Annotated in this window: 19 protein-coding genes and 1 pseudogene; 15 read left to right on the top strand and 5 right to left on the bottom strand. The window is 69.3% G+C overall.

Translation table 11 applies throughout. The annotated features are described in order from the left end of the window. Positions 1-115: 115 nt before the first annotated feature. Positions 116-2,524, bottom strand: coding sequence for a Tex family protein (locus ACH4EW_RS15430; protein WP_398256565.1), 2,409 nt, complete (start codon positions 2,522-2,524; stop codon positions 116-118). Positions 2,525-2,868: 344 nt separating this feature from the next. On the opposite strand from ACH4EW_RS15430, the pseudogene ACH4EW_RS15425 reads away from it, so the two are divergent. Further along, positions 2,869-3,177, top strand: a pseudogene (locus ACH4EW_RS15425) (helix-turn-helix domain-containing protein); the annotation flags it as partial. Positions 3,178-3,195: 18 nt separating this feature from the next. Further along, the gene (locus ACH4EW_RS15420; RefSeq protein WP_398256562.1) at positions 3,196-3,834 is read left to right on the top strand and encodes a DJ-1/PfpI family protein; all 639 of its coding nucleotides are present in this window, start codon (positions 3,196-3,198) and stop codon (positions 3,832-3,834) included. An 11-nt stretch (positions 3,835-3,845) separates the two neighbouring features. Here the strand turns inward: ACH4EW_RS15420 and ACH4EW_RS15415 are convergent, their stop codons facing one another. Next, complete coding sequence (locus ACH4EW_RS15415) at positions 3,846-4,604, bottom strand: enoyl-CoA hydratase/isomerase family protein (RefSeq protein WP_398256560.1); 759 nt, start codon at positions 4,602-4,604, stop codon at positions 3,846-3,848. A gap of 31 nt (positions 4,605-4,635) precedes the next feature. Here ACH4EW_RS15415 and ACH4EW_RS15410 point away from each other — a divergent pair, with 31 nt between their 5' ends. Both ACH4EW_RS15410 and ACH4EW_RS15405 read left to right on the top strand, forming a co-directional pair. Continuing rightward, positions 4,636-4,842 (top strand): hypothetical protein, encoded by a 207-nt coding sequence (locus ACH4EW_RS15410; protein WP_398256558.1) that lies wholly within the window; start codon positions 4,636-4,638, stop codon positions 4,840-4,842. 134 nt (positions 4,843-4,976) lie between these two features. Then, positions 4,977-5,432: an ATP-binding protein gene (locus ACH4EW_RS15405; protein ID WP_398256556.1), complete on the top strand. Its 456-nt coding sequence runs from the start codon at positions 4,977-4,979 to the stop codon at positions 5,430-5,432. 39 nt (positions 5,433-5,471) lie between these two features. On the opposite strand, the gene idi is transcribed toward ACH4EW_RS15405, so the two are convergent. The 3 genes from idi to galE all read right to left on the bottom strand — a co-directional run bounded on the left by idi (position 5,472) and on the right by galE (position 8,472). Continuing rightward, the gene (idi, locus tag ACH4EW_RS15400) at positions 5,472-6,065 is read right to left on the bottom strand and encodes an isopentenyl-diphosphate Delta-isomerase (protein WP_398256554.1); all 594 of its coding nucleotides are present in this window, start codon (positions 6,063-6,065) and stop codon (positions 5,472-5,474) included. A gap of 317 nt (positions 6,066-6,382) precedes the next feature. Further along, positions 6,383-7,324, bottom strand: a complete 942-nt coding sequence (locus tag ACH4EW_RS15395; protein WP_398256552.1) for a cation diffusion facilitator family transporter — start codon at positions 7,322-7,324, stop codon at positions 6,383-6,385. 167 nt (positions 7,325-7,491) lie between these two features. Then, positions 7,492-8,472: a UDP-glucose 4-epimerase GalE gene (gene galE, locus ACH4EW_RS15390; RefSeq protein ID WP_398256550.1), complete on the bottom strand. Its 981-nt coding sequence runs from the start codon at positions 8,470-8,472 to the stop codon at positions 7,492-7,494. 384 nt (positions 8,473-8,856) lie between these two features. On the opposite strand from galE, the gene ACH4EW_RS15385 reads away from it, so the two are divergent. From ACH4EW_RS15385 to ACH4EW_RS15335, 11 genes are all read left to right on the top strand, one after another. Next, complete coding sequence (locus ACH4EW_RS15385; protein ID WP_398256548.1) at positions 8,857-10,641, top strand: DUF5941 domain-containing protein; 1,785 nt, start codon at positions 8,857-8,859, stop codon at positions 10,639-10,641. After that, the gene (locus tag ACH4EW_RS15380) at positions 10,638-11,375 is read left to right on the top strand and encodes a sugar phosphate nucleotidyltransferase (protein ID WP_398256546.1); all 738 of its coding nucleotides are present in this window, start codon (positions 10,638-10,640) and stop codon (positions 11,373-11,375) included. Before ACH4EW_RS15385 ends, ACH4EW_RS15380 begins: the two co-directional genes overlap by 4 nt. After that, a complete protein-coding gene (locus ACH4EW_RS15375) occupies positions 11,363-12,424 on the top strand; it encodes an iron-containing alcohol dehydrogenase family protein (RefSeq protein ID WP_398256544.1) in 1,062 nt (353 codons plus the stop codon). Before ACH4EW_RS15380 ends, ACH4EW_RS15375 begins: the two co-directional genes overlap by 13 nt. Continuing rightward, positions 12,402-13,181, top strand: coding sequence for a CDP-alcohol phosphatidyltransferase family protein (locus ACH4EW_RS15370; protein WP_398256541.1), 780 nt, complete (start codon positions 12,402-12,404; stop codon positions 13,179-13,181). Before ACH4EW_RS15375 ends, ACH4EW_RS15370 begins: the two co-directional genes overlap by 23 nt. Before the next feature lie 8 nt (positions 13,182-13,189). Next, entirely contained in the window at positions 13,190-14,062 is an 873-nt protein-coding gene (locus ACH4EW_RS15365; RefSeq protein WP_398256866.1) for a glycosyltransferase family 2 protein, read from the top strand. A 111-nt stretch (positions 14,063-14,173) separates the two neighbouring features. Beyond that, the gene (locus ACH4EW_RS15360; RefSeq protein WP_398256539.1) at positions 14,174-15,103 is read left to right on the top strand and encodes an ABC transporter permease; all 930 of its coding nucleotides are present in this window, start codon (positions 14,174-14,176) and stop codon (positions 15,101-15,103) included. Further along, a complete protein-coding gene (locus ACH4EW_RS15355) occupies positions 15,096-15,881 on the top strand; it encodes an ABC transporter ATP-binding protein (protein WP_398256536.1) in 786 nt (261 codons plus the stop codon). The genes ACH4EW_RS15360 and ACH4EW_RS15355 overlap by 8 nt, the downstream gene beginning before the upstream one ends. 444 nt (positions 15,882-16,325) lie before the next feature. Beyond that, positions 16,326-17,246 carry a squalene synthase HpnC gene (hpnC, locus tag ACH4EW_RS15350; protein WP_398256533.1) on the top strand — a complete coding sequence of 307 codons (921 nt, stop codon included), beginning with the start codon at positions 16,326-16,328 and terminating at the stop codon, positions 17,244-17,246. Between the two features lie 29 nt (positions 17,247-17,275). Continuing rightward, positions 17,276-18,196 (top strand): presqualene diphosphate synthase HpnD, encoded by a 921-nt coding sequence (gene hpnD, locus ACH4EW_RS15345; protein ID WP_398256530.1) that lies wholly within the window; start codon positions 17,276-17,278, stop codon positions 18,194-18,196. 118 nt (positions 18,197-18,314) lie between these two features. Next, positions 18,315-19,703 (top strand): hydroxysqualene dehydroxylase HpnE, encoded by a 1,389-nt coding sequence (gene hpnE, locus ACH4EW_RS15340; RefSeq protein WP_398256528.1) that lies wholly within the window; start codon positions 18,315-18,317, stop codon positions 19,701-19,703. Then, positions 19,700-20,803: a polyprenyl synthetase family protein gene (locus tag ACH4EW_RS15335; RefSeq protein WP_398256526.1), complete on the top strand. Its 1,104-nt coding sequence runs from the start codon at positions 19,700-19,702 to the stop codon at positions 20,801-20,803. Before hpnE ends, ACH4EW_RS15335 begins: the two co-directional genes overlap by 4 nt. Positions 20,804-20,895 lie beyond the last annotated feature (92 nt).

The raw sequence follows: 20,895 nt of genomic DNA, 5'->3' as shown, positions 1-20,895 counted from the left end.
CTCCAGCCCGTCCGGCACCCGAGGAGCGGGGTCCAGGGCGGAGTCCCGGTTCCGGGGAGGGTGCGGGGTGGGGTGCGGCCCCGCGCAGCGGACCGCACCCCACCCCGCCCCGACGTCAGCCTCTCTTACCGCCGTGCTTCGGATCTGCCAGCCCGGCCCGCCGCAACGCATCCGCCATCGCACTGTTCACCGGCGCCGGCGCCGGACGAGCAGAACCGCCCCCACCACCGCCACCGCGCCGGTCACGGTCCTGACCGCCCTGTCCCTGCCGCTGCCGCTGCCGCGGCGGCCGGCCGCCCTGGCCGCCCCGCTCCCGCCTGGGCCCGCCGGCCTGGCTCCCGGCTCCCGTCGACGCCTCGTCCTCGAGCCGCAGCGTCAACGAGATCCGCTTCCGCGGAATGTCGACGTCCATGACCTTGACCTTCACGATGTCGCCCGGCTTCACGACATCCCGCGGGTCCTTCACGAAGGTGCGCGACATCGCCGACACATGCACCAGGCCGTCCTGATGCACACCGATGTCCACGAACGCACCGAACGCCGCGACATTGGTCACGACGCCCTCCAGCACCATCCCGGAGACCAGATCACCGATCTTCTCGACGCCGTCCTTGAAGGTGGCCGTCTTGAATGCGGGACGCGGGTCACGCCCCGGCTTCTCCAGCTCCTTCAGGATGTCGGTGACGGTCGGCAGACCGAACTTCTCGTCCACGAAGTCGTCGGCCCGCAGCGACCGCAGCACGCTCGTGTTGCCGATCAGTGAGGCGACGTCACTGGCTGTCCGCTTCACCATGGCCCGCACCACCGGGTATGCCTCCGGGTGCACGCTCGACGCGTCCAGCGGATCGTCGCCCCGGATGCGCAGGAAGCCCGCGCATTGCTCGTACGCCTTCGGACCCAGCCGCGGCACATCCTTGAGCGCCTTGCGCGACCGGAAAGGCCCGTTCGCATCACGGTACGCGACGATGTTCTCGGCGAGCCCCGAGCCGATTCCCGAGACCCGTGAAAGCAGTGGCGCCGACGCGGTGTTGACGTCGACACCGACACCGTTGACACAGTCCTCGACGACCGCGTCCAGCGAACGCGACAGCTTCACCTCGGACAGGTCGTGCTGGTACTGGCCGACACCGATCGACTTCGGGTCGATCTTCACCAGCTCTGCGAGGGGGTCCTGCAGGCGCCGCGCGATCGAGACGGCACCGCGCAACGACACGTCCATGTCGGGGAGTTCCTGCGAGGCGAAGGCCGAGGCCGAGTACACCGACGCGCCCGCCTCCGACACCATCACCTTGGTGAGCTTCAACTCCGGGTGTTTGTCGATGAGTTCACCGGCGAGCTTGTCGGTCTCGCGGGACGCCGTGCCGTTGCCGATCGCGATCAGGTCGACGTCGTGGGCCTTCGCCAACTGCTCCAGTCTGGCCAGCGACTGGTCCCACTTGTTCGCCGGGACGTGCGGGTGGATGACATCCGTCGCGACGACCTTGCCGGTCGCGTCGACGACGGCAACCTTCACACCCGTACGGAAACCGGGGTCGAGCCCCAGCGTGGCCCGCGTACCGGCCGGCGCGGCAAGCAGCAGATCGCGCAGGTTCGACGCGAAGACGCGTACCGCCTCGTCCTCCGCCGCCGTACGCAGCCGCAACCGCAGATCGATACCGAGGTGCACCAGGATCCGGGTCCGCCAGGCCCAGCGCACGGTGTCGCCGAGCCACTTGTCGCCGGGGCGGCCGCGGTCGCTGACCCCGAAGCGTCGAGCGACCATGTTCTCGTACGTCGAAGGGCCGGGCGTCTGGGAGGGCTCCTCCGGCTCCAGGACCAGGTCGAGCACGTCCTCCTTCTCACCCCGCAGCATCGCGAGCACCCGGTGCGAGGGCAGCGCGGTGAACGGCTCCGCGAAGTCGAAGTAGTCGGCGAACTTCGCCCCCGCCTCTTCCTTGCCCTCCCGCACCCTGGCGGCCAGCCGCCCACGCGACCACATGCGCTCACGCAGCTCACCGATCAGATCGGCGTCCTCCGAGAATCGCTCGGTGAGGATGGCGCGAGCCCCCTCCAGTGCAGCCGCACTGTCCGCGACGCCCTTGTCGGCGGCGACGAAGGCGGCGGCAGCGGCGAGCGGCTCCACCGACGGGTCGCCGAGCAGGCCGTCGGCGAGCGGCTCGAGCCCTGCCTCCCTGGCAATCTGCGCCTTCGTTCGCCGCTTGGGCTTGAACGGCAGATAGATGTCCTCAAGGCGCGCCTTGGTGTCGGCGGCCCGGATCTGCGCCTCCAGCGCCTTGTCCAGCTTGCCCTGCTCGCGTACCGAGTCGAGGATCGCCTTACGACGGTCCTCCAGCTCCCGCAAGTAGCGCAACCGCTCCTCGAGTGTGCGCAGCTGCGCGTCGTCGAGCATCTCGGTCGCTTCCTTGCGGTAGCGCGCGATGAACGGCACGGTCGACCCGCCGTCGAGCAGCTCGACGGCTGCCTTCACCTGCCGCTCGCGTACGCCGAGCTCCTCGGCGATCCTGCCTTCGATGGACGTCGTCACGGTTCTACCGACTCGCCTTCTCGTACTGGCTGTGCTTACGGCCTCACCCACGATTGGCAGCGGCGTCGCAGCGCCTGGGACCTTCGCCTCCTGCGTTGTCGTCAGTCGCGATGTTCCCCGAGCTCTCGGCTTCGCTCGAGCAGGGGAGACCCCATTCGCCATCACTTCCTCCTCCGCCTTGGATTCGAAGGCCCCAGGCACCGCTCCTTCTCCCACTGCCAATCGTGGGTGAGGCCGTTACCGGGGCGGGACCCCTTCGCCTGCATTGTGCCGGGTGGTCGGGCGCCGTGTCGCCCGACCACCCACTTGTCCACCGGTCGGCGGCTCAGGGCCTGTCGGGTGACTGGATCACCGAGCACCCCGGCGACGACCTCTCGGTCGACGCGCTCGCCGCCCGCGCCCGCCTCTCGCCCCGGCACTTCGCCCGCGCCTTCCAGGCCGAGACGGGCCTCACACCGGGGCGGTACGTCGACCGTGTACGCCTGGAACACGCCCGTCGGCTGCTGGAGGACACCACCGACAGCGTCACCGGCATCTCGCGCGCCTGCGGCTACGGCACCCCGGAGGCCATGCGCCGCGCGTTCATCAAGGCGTTCGGTACGGCACCCGCCGAATACCGCCGACGCTTCCGACCCCAACCCGCCATCGACTGACCCCGCCAAAGGAACCCCATGCAGATCGCCATCGTCCTCTTCGACCGCTTCACAGCACTCGACGCCGTCGGCCCCTACGAAATCCTCTCCCGCATCCCCGGAGCCGAGACCGTCTTCGTCGCCGAGCGGACCGGCCCCGTGCGCAACGACAACAGCGGCAGCCTCGCGCTCGTCGCCGACAAGACCCTCGACGACGTACCCGCGCCGGATGTGGTGATCGTTCCCGGCGGCCCCGGCCAGAACGCTCAGATGGAGAACGAGACGCTGCTCGGCTGGCTGCGCGCGGCCGATGCCACCAGCACCTGGACGACCTCCGTCTGCACCGGTTCGCTGCTGCTCGCCGCGGCCGGCCTGCTGAAGGGGCGGCGCGCCACATCGCACTGGCTCGCCCTGGACGCCCTGAAGACGTTCGACGCGGAGTCGGCCGGCGAACGCGTCGTCATCGACGGCAAGTACGCCACGGCCGCCGGTGTCTCCTCCGGCATCGACATGGGGCTCACCCTGCTCGGCCGGATCGCGGGCGACGAGCACGCCATGGCCGTACAGCTGCTGAGCGAGTACGACCCGCAGCCGCCGTACGACGCGGGCTCACCGGCCAAGGCCCCGGCGGCACTGGTCGAGGAATTCCGTACCAAGAGCCGCTTCATCCTCCAGTAGCCGCGCGGGCGTCACGGCCCTGTCGTCCAGGTGAAGCGCGGCGCGCGCCGCTCCAGAAACGCGGCGACACCCTCCGCGGTGTCGCCGCTGCGCCGCGCCTGCTCCGCCCAGTACACGTCCCTGTCCTCGCGCCCCGTGGCGAACTCCTTCGCCGCCTCCTGCGTCAGCTGCGAGCGCGCTACCAGGGTCCGAACGTACGAATCGACCCGCTTGTCCAGCTCACCGGCGGCCAGCACCTCGTCCACCAGGCCGGTCCGCAGCGCCCGAGCGGTGTCGATCAGCTCACCGGAGAAAAGCAGATGCTTCGCGGCGGCCGGCCCGACCAGCGCCACCAGCCGCCGGGTCGATGACGCGGCGTAGACGATCCCGAGCTTGGCCGGTGTCACGCCGAACGAAGCACCCTCCTCGGCGAACCGCAGATCGCAGGCGGCCGCGAGCTGGCTGCCGCCGCCCACGCAGTAGCCGCGGACCGCCGCCAGCGTCGGCCTGGGGAACGCGGCCAGCGCCTCCTCGGCCACTACGGCGAGCGCCTGCGGGTCGCCCGCCGTGTCCCGGAGAGAGGAGATGTCCGCACCGGCACAGAAGGTGTCTCCGGCGCCCGTCAGCACCAGCACCCGGACCTCCGGGTCGGTGGCCAGCCGCTCCAGCAGACCGGGCAGCGCGCTCCACATAGTGGCCGTCATCGCATTGCGTTTGGCGGGGTTGCTGATGACGACGGTGGCGACACCGTTCGCGACGGTGTGCTCCAGCCGGGGTTCCGTACGGTCCATGCGCCGGATGCTATCCGTACGGTTCGAACCTATGATCAAGAAGGGCCGCCGGACAGGCACGCACCATGAGGAGTTTCCCGGCCTCTTCTTCTCGCCGGCGCTGATCTTCGACGGGCTCGGCCTGATCGTGCTCGGGGTCGGCGGCCGCCTTATCGTCTCCATGGTCTCGGATCAAGGAGTGACTGGAGAACTGCCGGACACGCCCATAGGAGAGGATGAGAACCGGTCCAAGGGCTGAGGTTTTCGCGCACAGCCGGTCAAAGCCTGTCGATAGAAGTCGACTTGTGTTCAGTAGCACGGTCCGGGCCAACTACGCCCCGCACTCTGTACTCGACGTGCAGTCACCACCGAGTCGAGAGCGGGTACCGGACTATGGAGAGCCGCGGGAGTGTCCCCGCCCGACCCGCGTCGTACGAGGGAGTCTGGCGGTTCACCGCCCCGGCCGTGGACGTCTCCGTGCCGCAGGCCAGGCACGCCGTACGCGACCTGCTGAACCGCCAGGGCGTGCCGATGGACGACGACATCGCCGAGGACCTGCTGCTCATCGTCTCCGAGCTGGTCACCAATGCCGTGAAGCATGCCGCGCTGCTCTCGCCGGAGCTCGCTGTCGAGGTGGCCGTCGGCGCCGAATGGATCAGGGTCTGTGTCGAGGACAACCATCCCTACCGTCCGACGGCCCTGGAGACGGACTACGCGCAGACCGGCGGCCGCGGCCTGCTGCTGGTCCGGGAGATCACCCGGGAAGCGGGCGGCGCCTGCGATGCGGAACACACCGCAGGCGGCGGAAAGATCATCTGGGCGGCGCTGCCGCTGAGTCCGCGGCCCTGACCGTCCCTGCGTGCTGCGACACCCGGTGCCGTCGGCCCTCTACCAGCCTGCGGACGGCCCGGTCAGCTCCCTGATCGCCGGCCGTGCGGCATCCAGCACCGTCATGAACCAGGCCGAGAACGGTGACCTGGCATGCCGCTCGGCCAGCTCGTCGGCCGTCACGAACGCGGTCTCGCCGACTTCCTCCGGGTCCGGGTGCAGCCGGTCCTGCGCCATTCCCACGAAGAGATGGTTGAACTCCTGTTCCACCAGACCGGAGGCCGGATCGGGATGGTTGTAGCGGACCGTCCCCGCCTCGGCCAGCAGGGAGGGCGAGACCCCCAGCTCCTCGTACGTACGCCGGGCGGCGGCAGCGAAGGGCGCCTCACCCGGGTAGGGGTGCCCGCAGCAGGTGTTCGACCAGACGCCGGGGGAGTGGTACTTGCCGAGCGCGCGACGCTGCAACAGCAGCCTGCCCTGTTCGTCGAAGAGGAACACGGAGAAGGCCCGGTGCAGTTGACCAGGCGGCTGATGGGCGGCGAGCTTCTCCGCCGTACCGATGGTGGTGCCGTTCTCATCGACCAGTTCGAGCATGATCGCTTCTGCTGTGCCGTTCGACGAGCTGTTCGCCGCGGTGGCTGGTGTGGTCGGCATACCCATCCTTCGCTATGGTCCCGGCCTTGTGCGCCGGTCCCGTCGAGTCTGCTCAAGTCTGCCGTACAAAAGCCGCGCGCCCGTACTTCGGGTCCTGGCATGTCCGGCGCCGAAAGCCGCCGGGTACCGGATCGTGCCCCGTTGCACCGGCACGGACCCAGGACAGCGCTGCGCCGAGAACCCGGGAGATGAAGAGGGACCGGACACTGCGCCGGGCAGGTGCCGTCGCGACGGTCATCGACCCCAGCTCCTGTCTCAGACACGGGGAGGCCCATACGCCTTGCCGAATACCCTGCACAGCGCTGCTGAACGGCAGTTCAGTGACAGAGTCCGGCCTCGTGCTCGGCATGGCCGCTCGGTTCCAGCTGGAATGTGCAGTGCTCCACGTCGAAGTGGACACCGAGGCAGCCCTGCAGCTCATGAAGGAGCTTCTCGTGACCGATCGAGTCGAGTACCTCCTGGCGCACCACCACATGCGCGGAGAGCACCGGCATCCCCGATGTGATCGTCCAGGCGTGCAGGTCATGGACGTCCAGCACCCCGGGCAGGTCCGTGATGTGGGCCCGTACCTCGCCCATGTCCACGCCCTTGGGCGCCGCCTCCAAGAGCACATTGAGCGTCTCCCTGAGCAGCTTCACCGTACGGGGGACGATCATCAGGCCGATCACGAGCGAGGCGATCGGGTCGGCGGCCTGCCAGCCCGTGGCCAGGATGATTCCCGCCGAGATCAGCACGGCGAACGAGCCGAGCGTGTCCGCGAGCACCTCCAGATAGGCGCCGCGCACATTGAGGCTGTCCTTCTGCCCGCGGAGCAGCAGTGACAGGGAGACCATGTTGGCGACCATGCCGACCAGGGCGAAGACGACCGTCAGCCCGCCCCTGGTCTCGGCCGGGGTGATGAAGCGCTGGATCGCCTCGAAGAGCAGAAAGCCGCCCACACCGAGCAGTAGCAGACAGTTGGCCAGGGCGGCGAGGATCTCGGCGCGGGCGAAGCCGAAGGTGCGGTTGAGCCCTGCCGGCCGGTTGGCGAAGTGGATCGCCAGCAGCGCCATGCCCAGACCCAGGGCATCGGTCGCCATATGGGCGGCGTCGGCGATCAGGGCGAGTGAGTCGGCCAGCAGCCCGCCGACGATCTCCGTGACCATCACGGTGAGCGTGATGCACAGCGCGACCCGCAGCCGTCCTTTGTATGCGGCAGCTGCCGTGCCGGTGGGCGGCGGCCCGCCGTGTGTGTGCCCGTGGTCGTGCCCTGCCCCCATGGGGACCCCTCCAGGTCGTCTCGCGGACTCGGACGCGATCTGCCCCGAGCAATGCCAGTGAACTACGGGTGGGGGGTATCGGGCAACACGGTACTGAACACCGTTGTCATATGCCCTGACCTGCGGAAATGGCTGCAGGTCAGGGCTGTGGAGCGATCACCGACGGCTCAGTTGCGGCGCGCCTCGGGGTGGTGCAGACACCAGCCCTCCCAGGCCGATTCGACCATCTCGCGCACCCCGCGCCGGGCCGCCCAGCCGAGCTCCTCGGACATCCGGACGGCGGATGCGACGGCCTTTGCCGCATCGCCGGGGCGGCGGGCCTCGATCTCCGGCTTCTCCGGCCGGCCGCTCACCTCGCCCACCAGATCGGCGAGCTCGCGCACCGAGACGCCCGCACCGCGGCCGATGTTCACGGTCAGGTCCCCGGTGTCCTGCTCCGCCAGCCTCCGGGCGACGGCCAGATGCGCGTCGGCGAGGTCCGAGACATGGATGTAGTCGCGGATGCAGGTGCCGTCGGGTGTCGGATAGTCGTCACCGAAGATCCGGGGGGCCTCGCCTCGGGTCAGCCGGTCGAAGAACATCGGAATCACATTGAAGACACCGGTGTCCGACAGATCCGGCGTGGCAGCTCCGGCCACGTTGAAGTAGCGCAGACAGCCGGTGGACAGGGAGTGCGCTCTCCCGGTCGCCCGGACCAGCCACTCCCCGGCGAGCTTCGTCTCACCGTACGGATTGATCGGGACACAAGGAGTGTCCTCGGTGATGAGTTCCACATCCGGCACGCCGTACACCGCGGCCGAGGACGAGAACAGGAAGCACCGCACACCGGCGGCGACGACGGCCTCCAGGAGGACGGTGAGCCCGGCCACGTTCTCCCGGTAGTACAGCAGCGGCTTCTCGACGGACTCGCCGACCTGCTTCTGCGCTGCGAGATGCACCACACCGGTCACCGCGTACTGAGCCAGTACCCGGTCGAGCAGCGCACGGTCGGCGGCCGAGCCCCGGATCAGCGGAACGTCGGCGGGGAGCCGCTCGGCGACGCCGGTCGAGAGGTCGTCGAGGACCACCACCCGCTCACCGGCACCCACCATGGACCGCACTACATGTGCGCCGATATATCCCGCTCCGCCTGTGATCAGCCATGTCATGCGGGACAGCCTAGGGCGTGTTTCGAAAGTCCCGTCTGGCCGGGGGCGCCCTGCGGGCGGACGACGCCACGTTCGAAACACGCCCTGGTGCCGCGACCGGCAGCCCTGCCGGTCGCGGCACTGGTTGCATGCCATCGCGTTTTGTCAGCCGAGGCGGGGATCGACGATGATGATCGCGGACGGCGCCGCAGGATGCCGGTCCACTCCGAACGGAGCACAAACGGGCCGTGAACTCCCGCTTCCGTTCATCCGATAGCCTCTGCCGACGTGCCACAGGCCCGCTTCCGGGCCGCACTGTCGCGCGCCGACCCCGTCAGCACCAAGGAGTGAGTTCGTCTGTCGACCGCCATCCTCATCGGTGCACCGGTACCCGGATCGTCGCTCGTGGACGATCTGCGGTCACTGGGCTTCGACGTACAGATCTCCACCGATGTGACCGAGGCCGCACGGCTGCTCCCGGAAGTACCCGCCGGCCGCCGCGTCGCACTGGTCGACCCCCGTTTCGTCGGCCATGTCCATGCCCTTAGGCTCGGGCTGACCGACCCGCGCTTCCCCGCCGCCACCGTGCCCGGTGCCCTCACCGCGCAGCCCGAGGCGCGCCCCGCGCTCGTCCGCGCCCTGAGCACCACCGTCGCGGCAGTCGGCGTGGGCGTCCCGACCGGCCCGGGCGCGGCCACGGCGACGGTCACCGACCACACCGTGCCGGGCCGTCTGGCCGTCGCCATGGAAGCCGAAGGCACCGCTGTACAGCGCCCCGAGCTCGGCTCGCTGGTCGCAGTCGTTCCGGTCGACGAGTCCGCGCGCACCACCGCGCAGAGCGCCGTCGCCGCGGTCGACGACGAGGCGGTACGGCTGCGCAGCGCCGTGAAGGCCCGTGACGGCTTCTTCACCACGTTCTTCATCAGCCCGTACTCCCGCTACATCGCTCGCTGGTGTGCCCGCCGCGGCCTCACTCCGAACCAGGTCACCACCGCATCCCTGCTCACCGCGCTGATCGCGGCGGGCAGCGCGGCGACCGGCACCCGTGGCGGCTACGTCGCCGCCGGACTCCTGCTGCTCTTCTCCTTCGTCCTGGACTGCACCGACGGGCAGCTCGCCCGTTACTCGCTGCAGTACTCGACGATGGGCGCCTGGCTGGACGCCACCTTCGACCGGGCCAAGGAGTACGCGTACTACGCAGGCCTCGCGCTCGGCGCCGCCCGCGGTGGTGACGACGTATGGGCACTGGCCCTCGGCGCGATGGTGCTCCAGACCTGCCGCCATGTCATCGACTTCTCGTTCAACGAGGCGAACCATGACGCGGTGGCCAACTCGAGCCCCACGGCAGCCCTCTCCGACAGGCTCGACAGCGTTGGCTGGACGGTCTGGCTGCGCCGGATGATAGTGCTGCCGATCGGTGAGCGTTGGGCGATGATCGCGGTCCTGACCGCGGTGACCACGCCCCGGATCGTCTTCTACGCCCTGCTCATCGGCTGCGCCTTTGCGGCCTGCTACACCACCGCGGGACGCCTGCTGCGCTCGCTGACCCGCAAGGCGGAACGCACCGACCGCGCCGGCCGGGCACTCGCCGACCTGGCCGATTCCGGTCCACTGGCCCAGACCGTGGCGGCTGCGGTGCCCCGGCTCGGCGGCAGCTGGAGCGCCCCCGTCATGGCCCTGCTCGCCGCGGCGATCATGATCGCCTCCGCGCTCTCGCAGCCTTTCGGCAGCTGGCACACCATTCTCGCGGCAGTGGTCTACGCGCTGTTCTCCGGCAGGGCGGTCTCCCGCCCGCTCAAGGGCGCCCTGGACTGGCTCGTACCCCCGATATTCAGGGCGGCGGAGTACTGCACCATCCTCGTTCTCGCCGCCCGCAGCGATGTCGCCGGTGCGCTTCCCGCAGCCTTCGGGCTGGTCTCGGCCGTCGCCTACCATCACTACGACACGGTCTACCGCATTCGCGGCGGCACCGGCGCGCCGCCCCAGTGGCTGGTACGCACGATCGGTGGGCACGAGGGCCGCACCCTGGTGGTGGCCGTACTCGCCGCCGTATTCACTCGGCATTCGGCGTTCACCGTGGCACTCACCGCTGTCGCAGTGGCTGTGGCGCTGGTGGTGCTCGTGGAGTCCATCCGCTTCTGGGTGTCCTCCGGAGCACCCGCCGTACACGACGAAGGAGAACCCGCATGATCGGCCTCGTACTGGCAGCCGGTGCAGGACGGCGTCTGCGCCCCTACACCGACACGCTTCCGAAGGCTCTCGTGCCTGTCGACGGCGAGAAGACGGTCCTGGACCTGACGCTGGCGAACTTCGCGGAGGTCGGCCTCACAGAGGTCGCCGTCGTCGTCGGCTACCGCAAGGAAGCCGTGTACGACCGCAAGGCCGAGCTCGAGGCGAAGTACGGCGTGACTCTCACCCTGATCGACAACGACAAGGCCGAGGAGTGGAACAACGCCTACTCCCTGTGGTGCGCCCGTGACGTCCTGTCGCGTGGTGTCATCCTGGCCAACGGCGACACCGTCCACCCGGTCTCCGTCGAGAAGACCCTGCTCGCCGCCCGCGGCAACGGCCAGAAGATCATCCTCGCCCTCGACACGGTGAAGCACCTCGCCGACGAGGAGATGAAGGTCATCACCGAGGGCGACAAGGGGGTGCGACGCATCACCAAGCTGATGGACCCGGCCACCGCGACCGGTGAGTACATCGGCGTCACCCTCATCGAGCCGGAGGCCGCCGCGGAGCTCGCCGACGCCCTGAAGACGACGTATCTGCGCGACCCCGACCTCTACTACGAGGACGGCTACCAGGAGCTCGTGAACCGCGGCTTCACCGTCGACGTGGCCCCTATAGGCGAAGTGACGTGGGTCGAGATCGACAACCACGACGACCTCGCGAAGGGCCGTGAGATCGCGTGCCAGTACTGACCCGGCTCATCCCGTCCCCGGTCGTCGTCGACATTCGCCGCGGCGCCCTGGACGATCTGGCCGGCCTCCTCGCCGACCAGCGGATCTCCGCCTCCGGCAAGCTCGCCGTCGCGATCAGCGACGGTTCGGGGCGCGCTCTGCGCGAACGTCTGGCACCCGCGCTGCCCGGCGCCCACTGGTACCCGGTCGCCGACGGCACCCTCGACTCGGCCGTCAAGCTCGCTGACGACATCAAGGGCAACCGGTACGACGCCGTGGTCGGCCTCGGCGGCGGCAAGATCATCGACGTGGCGAAGTACGCCGCCGCGCGTGTCGGCCTGCCCCTGGTCGCGGTGGCGACGAACCTCGCCCACGACGGTCTCTGCTCGCCTGTCGCGACACTGGACAACGACAACGGCCGGGGCTCCTACGGAGTCCCCACCCCGATCGCTGTCGTCATCGACCTCGATGTCGTCCGCGAGGCGCCGTCCCGCTTCGTACGCTCCGGCATCGGTGACGCGGTCTCCAACATCTCCTGTGTGGCCGACTGGGAACTCGCCCACACGGTCAAGGGCGAGGAGATCGACGGACTGGCCGCGGCCATGGCCCGGCAGGCCGGCGAGGCGGTGCTGCGCCACCCCGGCGGGGTCGGCGACGACGCCTTCCTCAAGGTGCTGGCCGAGGGCCTCGTGCTGACCGGTATCTCGATGTCGGTCGCCGGGGACTCCCGGCCGGCCTCGGGCGCCTGCCACGAGATCAACCACGCCTTCGATCTGCTGTACCCCAAGCGTGCGGCCAGCCATGGCGAACAGGTCGGCCTCGGCGCCTGCTTCGCCATGTATCTGCGCGGCGCGCGCGAGGAATCGCTGCTCATGGCAGTCACCCTGCGCCGCCACGGTCTGCCCGTCCTGCCCGAAGACATCGGTTTCACCGCCGACGAGTTCGTCCAGGCCGTCGACTACGCCCCGCAGACCCGCCCGGGACGCTTCACGATCCTGGAACACCTCAACCTGTCCACCGACCAGATCAGGGACGCGTACGCCGACTATGCAAAAGCCATCCATAGCTGAACTCCGTCCGGTCGTGCACCCTCCGGGCGTGAAGGACCGGCGCAGCGGCGAACACTGGGCGGGTCGGCTCTATATGCGCGAGATCTCCCTGCGCGTGGACCGGCACCTGGTGAACACCAAGATCACGCCCAACCAGCTGACCTACGTGATGACCGTCGCGGGCGTGCTCGCCGCGCCGGCGCTGCTCCTTCCCGGCATTCCCGGCGCGCTGCTCGGCGTCCTCATGGTCCAGCTCTACCTGCTGCTCGACTGCGTCGACGGCGAGGTGGCCCGCTGGAAGAAGCAGTTCTCACTGGGCGGGGTCTACCTGGACCGGGTCGGCGCCTACCTCTGCGACGCGGCCGTACTGGTCGGCTTCGGCCTGCGCGCCGCCGATCTGTGGGGCTCCGGACGGATCGACTGGCTGTGGGCCTTCCTGGGCACTCTCGCGGCCCTCGGCGCCATCCTGATCAAGGCCGAGACCGACCTCGTCGGTGTCGCACGCCACCAGGGCGGTCTGCCGCCCGTCAAGGAGGCCGCCTCCGAGCCGCGCTCGTCCGGCATGGCGCTCGCCCGCCGGGCCGCCGGTGCGCTCAAGTTCCACCGGCTGATCCTCGGCGTCGAGGCGTCACTGGTGATCCTGGTGGCGGCCGTCCTCGATGCGGTCAGGGACGATCTGTTCTTCAGCCGTCTCATGGTCGCGGTACTGGCCGGCATCGCCCTGCTGCAGACCTTGCTGCACCTCGTTTCGATCCTGGCGTCGAGCAGGCTGAAGTGAGCACCCCCATGAAGCTCGGCGCGGTCATCATCACGATGGGCAACCGCCCTGAAGAGCTGCGCGCCCTCCTCGATTCGGTCGCCAAGCAGGACGGCGACCGGATCGAAGTGGTGGTCGTCGGCAACGGCGCCCCCGTACCGGACGTCCCTGCGGGGGTACGCACCGTCGAGCTGCCCGAGAACCTCGGCATCCCGGGCGGCCGCAATGCCGGGATCGAGGCCTTCGGGCCGTCCGGCGGCGACGTGGACGCGCTGCTCTTCCTTGACGACGACGGAATGCTGCCGCTCACCGACACCGCCGAGCTGTGCCGGCAGGCGTTCGAGGCCGACCCCGAGCTGGGCATCATCAGTTTCCGTATCGCCGACCCCGACACCGGCGTCACTCAGCGCCGCCACGTGCCGAGGCTGCGCGCCTCCGACCCGATGCGCTCCTCGCGTGTGACGACCTTCCTCGGCGGCGCCAACGCCGTGCGCAGCAGGGTCATCGCCGAGGTCGGTCCGCTGCCCGGCCGGTTCTTCTACGCGCACGAGGAGACCGATCTCGCCTGGCGGGCACTGGACGCCGGCTGGATGATCGACTACCGCGCGGACATGGTCCTCAACCACCCGACGACCGCCCCGTCGCGGCACGCGGTGTACCACCGCATGGTGGCCCGCAACCGGGTCTGGCTGGCCCGGCGTAATCTGCCGGCGCCGCTGGTTCCCGTCTACCTCGGCGTGTGGCTGCTGCTGACCCTGCTTCGCAAGCCCTCCGGCCCGGCCCTCAAGGCATGGTTCGGCGGCTTCAGGGAAGGCTGGTCCACGCCGTGCGGAACCCGCCGTCCGATGAAGTGGCGCACGGTATGGCGGCTGACCAGACTCGGCCGACCTCCCGTGATCTGAGAGGCTCTCCTCTGAGAGCATGAGACGTACGTTTTCTCCACGGGACCTGCCTGTCCGCTCCGAGCCGCGCACGCGACTGGCTGCGCATCTTGAATACGAGAGTTTCATCTGGTGAGTGACACAACCCATGATGGTGCGGTCGCACTGAGCACCCCACCATCCGCCGACGACGGCCTGAGCTCGGCCGAGAGGGCCGCCAAGTACGGTCTGACGGTGAGCGGCGCCCGGCCAGGGCTCTTCGAGTACATCCGGCAGCTCTGGGGCCGCCGCCACTTCATCATGGCGTTCTCCCGAGCGAAGCTGACCGCCCAGTACAGCCAGGCGAAGCTCGGTCAGCTGTGGCAGGTGGCCACACCGCTGCTCAACGCCCTGGTCTACTACCTGATCTTCGGGCTGATTCTGGGTACCAGGAAGGGAATGACCCAGGAGGTCTTCATCCCGTTCCTGGTGACCGGCGTCTTTGTCTTCACCTTCACCCAGAGTTCGGTGATGGCGGGTGTGCGGGCCATCTCCGGGAACCTGGGACTGGTCCGGGCGCTGCACTTCCCGCGCGCCTCGCTGCCCATCTCGTTCTCGCTGCAACAGCTCCAGCAGCTGTTGTTCTCGATGGTCGTGCTCGCGATCGTGGCCATCGCCTTCGGCAGCTATCCGGCCCTCTCCTGGCTTCTGGTCATCCCCGCGCTGGGGATGCAGTTCTTCTTCAACACCGGCCTGGCGTTGATCATGGCCAGGCTCGGCAGCAAGACCCCCGACCTCGCCCAGCTGATGCCGTTCGTCATGCGCACCTGGATGTATGCGTCGGGCGTCATGTTCTCCATCCCGGTGATGCTGGAGGACAAGCCGGACTGGATCGCCAACGTGCTCCAGTACAACCCGGCGGCCATCTACATGGACCTGATCCGCTTCGCGCTGATCGACGGCTACGGCTCGGAGAACCTGCCGGCGCACGTCTGGGGCGTGGCGCTCGCCTGGGCGGTCCTCGTCGGGGTCGTGGGCTTTGTGTACTTCTGGAAGGCAGAGGAACGGTACGGCCGTGGCTGACAAAAACACTCCGGGACGCGTCCCCACCGTCATCGCCGACGATGTGCACATCGTGTACCGGGTCAATGGCGCCGGTGGAGGCAAGGGGAGTGCCACCGCGGCGCTGAGCCGGATACTGCGCCGCGGCAAGGGCGAGTCGCGCGGCGTGCGGAAGGTGCACGCCGTCCGCGGCGTTTCCTTCACCGCCTATCGCGGCGAGGCCATCGGCCTCATCGGGACCAACGGCTCCGGCAAATCGACCCTGCTGCGGGCCATCGCCGGTCTGCTGCCGACCGAGCACGGCAAGGTGTACACCGACGGCCAGCCCTCGCTGCTCGGGGTGAACGCGGCACTGATGAGCGATCTGACCGGCGAGCGCAATGTCGTGCTCGGCGGTCTCGCGATGGGTATGTCGCGCGACGAGATCCGCGAGCGCTACCAGGGCATCGTCGACTTCTCCGGCATCAACGAGAAGGGTGACTTCATCACACTGCCGATGCGGACGTACTCCTCCGGTATGGCCGCCCGGCTGCGTTTTTCCATCGCCGCCGCGAAGAACCACGACGTCCTCATGATCGACGAGGCGCTGGCGACCGGTGACCGCAAGTTCCAGATCCGCTCGGAGAAGCGCATCAGGGAGCTCCGCAAGGAAGCCGGCACCGTCTTCCTGGTCAGCCACAGCAACAAGTCCATCAGGGACACCTGCGACCGGGTGCTGTGGCTGGAAAAGGGCGAACTGCTGATGGACGGTCCGACGGACGAGGTCCTCAAGGCGTATGAGCGCGAGACGGGAAAGTAGTCGCTTTCAGGCCCCGTGACACCGAGGCGGCCTCCGCCGGAACTCTCCGGCGGGGGCCGCTTGGTGTCCGGATAGTGGACTTCCCGCGGGACCCACCACCCCTGGCGGTACGCCCTGCACAAGATCTCCTTCCGTCGGATGACGTCAATTTCCTTGTGCACGGGGAAAGTTGGCGGGGCAGGAGGCATTGTTCTTCTACGCGTAATACCCCGAGGTATCGATGAGAGTTGCACAACGTAAGCTGTACCGGTGCTGATTCGTTGCAAGTGGGGCGATACCGCCCGGCCGTACGGCCTGCAGGCGTGCTCCGCACTCGGCAGAGCGGGCGGCGTGTCCGGAATGGGATGTTTTGGGTCAGCAGTGTAGAACGGGAGATGTGACGGCTATGACGGAAAATCTCCAGCTCCGAGGTGCTCACGCCGTCCCAGCGCCGGGCGGTCCGTGGTGACCCGTACCCGGCAGGCGCACCCCGATGCCGCCGTGCCCAGCACCCTCGACAAGGCCGCGGACGAGAATTTCCCCGTAGCCCCCTTCTTTCTGCCGCGTGCCTGGCGCGACGATCTGATGGCCGTCTACGGCTATGCCCGTCTCGTCGACGACATCGGCGACGGCGATCTCGCCCCCGGCGGCGCGGACGCCCGCCATCTCGGGCTCGACCCGGCGCAGACCGCGGACCGGCTCGCCATGCTCGATGGCTTCGAGGCGGATCTGCACCGGGTCTTCGACACCGCGGGCGACGGCCCGCGGCACCCTCTGTTGCGTGCCCTGCGCCCCACTGTGCGGCGCTGCGAGCTCACGCCCGATCCCTTCCTCGGCCTCATCGAGGCGAACCGGCAGGACCAGAAGGTCCGCCGCTACGGGACGTACGAGGACCTCGTCTCCTACTGCGAGCTCTCCGCCAACCCCGTGGGCCGACTTGTCCTGCAGATCACCGGAACCGCCAGCCCCGAACGCATCCGCCGCTCCGACGCCGTCTGCACGGCCCTGCAGATCGTCGAACACCTCCAGGACGTCACCGAGGACCTCGGCCGCGACCGGATCTACCTGCCCGCGCAGGACATGGCCCGGTTCCATGTCCGCGAAACCGATCTGGCCGCCCCGTCGGGAGGCGCATCGGTGCGTTCGCTCGTTGCGTACGAGGCGGAACGCGCTCGGGAACTGCTGCATGAAGGCGCCCCCCTGGTGGGTAGCGTCCACGGCAGGCTCAAGCTGCTTCTCGCCGGATTTGTGGGAGGGGGGCGTGCCGCCCTCACCGCGATCGCGGCCGCCGGGTTCGACGTACTGCCCGGACCGCCCAAGCCCACCAAGCCCAGCCTGCTGCGCGAAGTGGGAGTTGTCTTGCGAAGAGCGCGTAGAGAGGGGTGAGCCGGACCGTGGAGGGACAGACGACGTATATGTCGGCACCGGTACAGGCCGCATACAGTTACTGCGAGGCGGTCACCGGACAGCAGGCGCGTAACTTCGCGTACGGCATCAGACTGCTGCCGGCCGAGAAGCGACAGGCCATGTCGGCGCTGTACGCCTTCTCCCGTCGTGTCGACGACATCGGTGACGGCGAGCTGGAGCCGGAGACCAAGCGGACCCGCCTGGAGAGCACCCGCACGCTGCTGGACCGGATCCGCGACGGGGGGATCGACGAGGACGACACCGACCCCGTGGCCGTCGCGCTCACCGACGCCGCGCGCAGATTCCCGCTACCGCTCGGCGGGCTCGACGAACTCATCGACGGTGTGCTGATGGATGTGCGCGGCGCGACGTACGAGACCTGGGACGATCTCAAGGTCTACTGCCGCTGTGTCGCGGGCGCCATCGGCCGCCTCAGCCTGGGCGTCTTCGGTACGGAACCGGGCGCTCCCGGCGTCGACCGGGCCGCGGAGTACGCCGACACGCTCGGCCTCGCGCTCCAGCTGACCAACATCCTGCGCGACGTACGCGAGGACGCGGGCAACGGGCGTACGTATCTGCCCACCGACGACCTCGCCAAGTTCGGCTGTTCGACCGGCTTCCACCGGGCCACCCCGCCGCCGGGCGCCGACTTCGCGGGCCTGGTCCACTTCGAGGTACGGCGCGCCCGCGCCCTGTTCGCCGAGGGATACCGACTGCTGCCGATGCTGGACCGGCGCAGCGGCGCCTGTGTCGCGGCCATGGCAGGTATCTACCGGCGGCTGCTCGACCGGATCGAGCGCGACCCCGAGGCGGTGCTGCGCGGCAGGGTCTCGCTGCCCGGCCACGAGAAGGCGTATGTCGCGGTGCGTGGACTGTCGGGCCTCGATGCGCGATACATCTCCCGCCGCACGGCCAGGGGGCGTGTCTGATGCGCCGTACGGACATCTCGCGCACCATGTGCATCACGGAGAGCCGCTTCGACCGGCGGTCAACCTTCTGGTGTACTGACGCGTCTCCGACTGAAGTGACCTGGCGAAAGGAGGACGCATGACGGACGACGCCCCGCGCTCCTCCCGGGCGGTCGTGATCGGCGGCGGACTCGCCGGAATCACCACGGCTCTGCGTCTCGCCGACGCAGGGCTTGATGTGACCCTGCTCGAAGGGCGGCCCAGGCTCGGCGGGCTCGCCTTCTCCTTCCGGCGTGGTGAACTGACGGTCGACAACGGACAGCATGTCTATCTGCGCTGCTGCACCGCCTACCGCTGGTTCCTCGACCGCGTCGACGGGACGCGGCTGGCACCACTGCAAAACCGTTTGGACGTGCCCGTTCTCGATGTCGGGCGCCCCTCGGGCCCCCGGCTGGGACGACTGCGCCGCAACGCACTGCCGGTGCCGTTCCACCTTGCCGCCGGACTCGCCGGCTACCCGCATCTCTCGCTCACCGAGCGGGCGAGCGTCGGACGAGCCGCACTGGCGCTGGGCCGCCTGGACCCGGACGACCCCGCGCTCGACACCATGGACTTCGGCAGCTGGCTCGCCCGTCACGGGCAGTCGCCGCGCACCATCGAGGCCCTCTGGGACCTGGTCGGCGTCGCCACACTCAACGCCACCGCCCCGAACTCCTCGCTGGCCCTCGCCGCGAAGGTCTTCAAGACCGGACTCCTCTCCGAACCGGGCGCCGCCGACATCGGCTGGACGAGTGTGCCGCTGGGCGAGGTGCACGACACACTGGCCCGCAAGGCCCTCGACTCCGCCGGGGTACGCACCGAGCTGCGTACGAAGGCATCCTCCATCACCCGTGCGGAGGACGGCTGCTGGATCGTCGACACCGGCGGCGAACGGATCGAGGCGGACACCGTCGTCCTCGCCGTCCCGCAGCGCGAGTCCCATGACCTGCTGCCCGAGGGCGCACTCGACGAGCCGGAGCGGCTGCTCGACATCGGCACATCGCCGATCCTCAATGTGCACGTCGTCTACGACCGCAAGGTGCTGCGCCGCCCGTTCTTCGCCGCGCTCGGCTCCCCGGTCCAGTGGGTCTTCGATCGCACGGACGCCTCGGGCCTCACCGGGCCCGGGCAGTATCTGGCGGTTTCCCAGTCCGCCGCCGACGAGGAGATCGACCTCCCCGTCGCCGAGCTGCGAAAGCGCTACCTGCCCGAGCTGGAGCGGCTCCTTCCGGCCGCCCGCGGGGCCGGGATCAGGGACTTCTTCGTCACCCGGGAGCGCACGGCGACCTTCGCCCCCGCCCCCGGCGTCGGTCGACTGCGGCCCGGCGCCCGCACCCGTGCCCCCGGCATCAGCCTTGCCGGAGCCTGGACGGCCACCGGCTGGCCCGCGACGCTGGAGGGCGCCGTCCGCAGCGGGTTCAGCGCAGCGGACGCCGCACTCCGGGCGCTCGGCCGCACCCATGAACATCCGCTGCAGGAGGCGGCATGAGCAGTACCACCGGAACAAGAGGAGAGTCAGTGACCCCGGCGAATCCGGCTTTCGACACCGTGGCCGACACCACGGACGTCACCGCGCTTCTGGAGCGCGGAAGGGCCCTTTCCACGCCGGTGCTCCGGGCCGCCGTTGACCGGCTCGCACCGCCCATGGACACCGTCGCCGCCTACCACTTCGGCTGGATCGACTCCCAGGGACAGCCCTCCGACGGCGATGGCGGCAAGGCCGTACGCCCGGCGCTCGCCCTGCTGTCCGCAGAGGCGGCCGGCGCCGCCGCCGAGGCAGGCATCCCCGGCGCAGTGGCCGTCGAACTCGTGCACAACTTCTCGCTGCTGCACGACGACCTGATGGACGGCGACGAACAGCGCCGCCACCGCGACACCGTCTGGAAGGTGCACGGCCCCGCACAGGCGATCCTGGTCGGCGACGCGCTCTTCGCGCTCGCCAACGAGATCCTGCTGGAGCTCGGCACCGTCGAGGCGGGCCGCGCGGCCCGCCGGCTGACCGTCGCCACGCGCAAGCTCATCGACGGGCAGGCCCAGGACATCTCCTACGAGCACCGCGAGCGGGTCACCGTCGAGGAGTGCCTGGAGATGGAGGGCAACAAGACCGGCGCCCTGCTCGCCTGCGCCTGCTCCATCGGCGCGGTCCTCGGCGGCGCCGACGACCGCGCCGCCGACATCCTGGAGGCGTACGGCTACCACCTCGGCCTCGCCTTCCAGGCCGTCGACGATCTGCTCGGCATCTGGGGCGACCCCGAGTCCACCGGCAAGCAGACCTGGAGCGATCTGCGCCAGCGCAAGAAGTCCCTGCCGGTCGTGGCCGCGCTCGCCGCAGGCGGAACGGCCTCGGAACGGCTGGGCGAACTGCTCGCCGCCGACGCCAAGAGCAGTGATTTCGACAGCTTCTCCGAAGAGGAGTTCGCCGCCCGTGCGGCGCTCATCGAGGAGGCGGGCGGTCGCGAATGGACCGTCCAGGAGGCCCGTCGACAGCATGCGGTCGCCATCGAGGCGCTGCACCGGGTCGACATGCCGCACAACGTGCGGGCGCAGCTCACGGCGCTCGCGGACTTCGTCGTCGTACGAAAGAGATGATCGCCATCTGCTTCATATGACTCGCAGTCGCCGGCCGGTGCCCGTCCCGGGCGCCGGCCGACGGAGCCCCCAGCACAGCAGAGGAACAACTG

Source organism: Streptomyces sp. NPDC018000, from assembly GCF_044328025.1.
Lineage (GTDB): Bacteria > Actinomycetota > Actinomycetes > Streptomycetales > Streptomycetaceae > Streptomyces.
Note: the sequence above shows the minus strand (reverse complement) of the source record. Positions and strands in the feature narration are given on the sequence as shown.

Excerpts from the sequence above, each read along its gene's own strand:
- ACH4EW_RS15335 (WP_398256526.1), top strand. The coding sequence starts at position 19,700 with ATGAGCAGTACCACCGGAACAAGAGGAGAGTCAGTGACCCCGGCGAAT.
- ACH4EW_RS15405 (WP_398256556.1), top strand. The coding sequence starts at position 4,977 with ATGGAGAGCCGCGGGAGTGTCCCCGCCCGACCCGCGTCGTACGAGGGA.
- hpnD (WP_398256530.1), top strand. The coding sequence starts at position 17,276 with ATGTCGGCACCGGTACAGGCCGCATACAGTTACTGCGAGGCGGTCACC.
- ACH4EW_RS15365 (WP_398256866.1), top strand. The coding sequence starts at position 13,190 with ATGAAGCTCGGCGCGGTCATCATCACGATGGGCAACCGCCCTGAAGAG.
- ACH4EW_RS15410 (WP_398256558.1), top strand. The coding sequence starts at position 4,636 with ATGATCAAGAAGGGCCGCCGGACAGGCACGCACCATGAGGAGTTTCCC.
- ACH4EW_RS15395 (WP_398256552.1), bottom strand. The coding sequence starts at position 7,324 with ATGGGGGCAGGGCACGACCACGGGCACACACACGGCGGGCCGCCGCCC.
- ACH4EW_RS15415 (WP_398256560.1), bottom strand. The coding sequence starts at position 4,604 with ATGGACCGTACGGAACCCCGGCTGGAGCACACCGTCGCGAACGGTGTC.
- hpnE (WP_398256528.1), top strand. The coding sequence starts at position 18,315 with ATGACGGACGACGCCCCGCGCTCCTCCCGGGCGGTCGTGATCGGCGGC.
- ACH4EW_RS15370 (WP_398256541.1), top strand. The coding sequence starts at position 12,402 with ATGCAAAAGCCATCCATAGCTGAACTCCGTCCGGTCGTGCACCCTCCG.
- galE (WP_398256550.1), bottom strand. The coding sequence starts at position 8,472 with ATGACATGGCTGATCACAGGCGGAGCGGGATATATCGGCGCACATGTA.
- idi (WP_398256554.1), bottom strand. The coding sequence starts at position 6,065 with ATGCCGACCACACCAGCCACCGCGGCGAACAGCTCGTCGAACGGCACA.
- ACH4EW_RS15380 (WP_398256546.1), top strand. The coding sequence starts at position 10,638 with ATGATCGGCCTCGTACTGGCAGCCGGTGCAGGACGGCGTCTGCGCCCC.
- ACH4EW_RS15420 (WP_398256562.1), top strand. The coding sequence starts at position 3,196 with ATGCAGATCGCCATCGTCCTCTTCGACCGCTTCACAGCACTCGACGCC.